The sequence below is a fragment of the Arthrobacter sp. P4_H3 genome, assembly GCF_056400885.1.
The window spans coordinates 1-1,297 of record NZ_JBFUKK010000047.1 but is presented as its reverse complement, the minus strand read 5'-3'; the positions used below and the strand labels follow the sequence as shown (position 1 = coordinate 1,297).

The 1,297-nt window shown below is 60.1% G+C and carries 1 protein-coding gene; it reads right to left on the bottom strand.

The window, feature by feature from the left end; genetic code table 11:
• The coding region (locus AC1DRE_RS25070) for an LLM class flavin-dependent oxidoreductase (RefSeq protein WP_476987165.1) at positions 1–1,142 on the bottom strand (1,142 nt) is incomplete at its 3' end.
• Positions 1,143–1,297: the final 155 nt, after the last annotated feature.

Below are 1,297 nucleotides of genomic sequence, written 5' to 3'. Positions count from 1 at the left end.
TATTTGGAGCGGAGGCCGGCTTCGACCATGAGTGGCAGGATGTGGTCTTCCATTTGCTGGAGTCCTTCGTCGTAGTTGACCCAGGAGATCGCGACGCCGTCGAGTCCGGCGTTGGTGAGGTCTAGTAGGGTTGAGACGATTTGTTCGGGGGTGCCGACCAGGGTCATGGCGCCGCGTCCGGCGGCGAGCCGTTCGATCATCTGGCCGTGTTCTTCTGCGTCGACTTCCAGGCTGTTGGAGTTCGCGGTGCTCTTGTCGAACAGGCGCTCGATCGCGGCTACGTCGGCCTGGTCGCGGTGGACCCAGCGGAAGTACTGCTTGGCCTCTTCCTCGGTGGGGCGGCATACGATGTGGACTCGTCCGAAGACTCGTACCTCTCGTCCGTGGGAGGCCAGTGCCTGCTGTTTGATTTCAGCGATTTGGCGCTGCGCGGTCTCCATGTTTTGCAGGGACGCGAAGATCAGGTCGCTGTGTGTGGCTGCGAATTCCCGTCCGGGGCCGCTGGTGCCGGCGTTCATCAGTACCGGGTAGGGTTCCTGCAGCGGGTGCGGGTCTGAGAATGAATCGATGGCGGTGATGTACTCGCCGTGGAAGTCCTGTGGGGCATCGCTGGTCCACAACTGCTTAAGCAGTGTTGTCCATTCATCGGCGTAGGCGTAGCGTGCGGCGTGCTCTTTCTGAGTCATTCCGAACATCGCGAATTCTTCAGGGAACCAGCCGGCTACGACGTTGACCCCGAACCGGCCCCCTGAGATGTGGTCTGCCGTGGCGGCCATTTTGGCCGCGTACACGGGGTGGAGCAGCGGAACCTGAATTGTGGCGAACGCCTGGATCCGTTTGGTGCTCGCCAGAAGCGCCGCGGCCCACGTGAACGGTTCAAAATTACGGTTGGAAAGGTTCGCATCACCGCCGAAGCCACGCCACCGCATCACCGGGATCACCGCGTCAAAACCGATCCGGTCAGCGTGCTGAGCCAGCCGAAGGCTCTCCTCCCAGCTGCCCAGCACCTTGCCTTCGACATTCGCGAGCGTGACACTGCCGCGCATATTCGTGGCGAACGTCGCAAGCTTCAAACGATTCTCATCGTTCAGGACCGGCGTCGACCACTTGTCAACCCGGGCATCAACCGCTTCCGATGGCACGCTCAACGCATTCTCCGTCTTCGCTGACAAGATTCCCACCTCTACTTAAGGCTCAATATGCGCGGTATCGGCAACAAACCTGCCAGCCAACAACTCACGCAATCCAATTGTTTGGATACGATACCATAACCGGATTGGACACGAATCCACAAGCC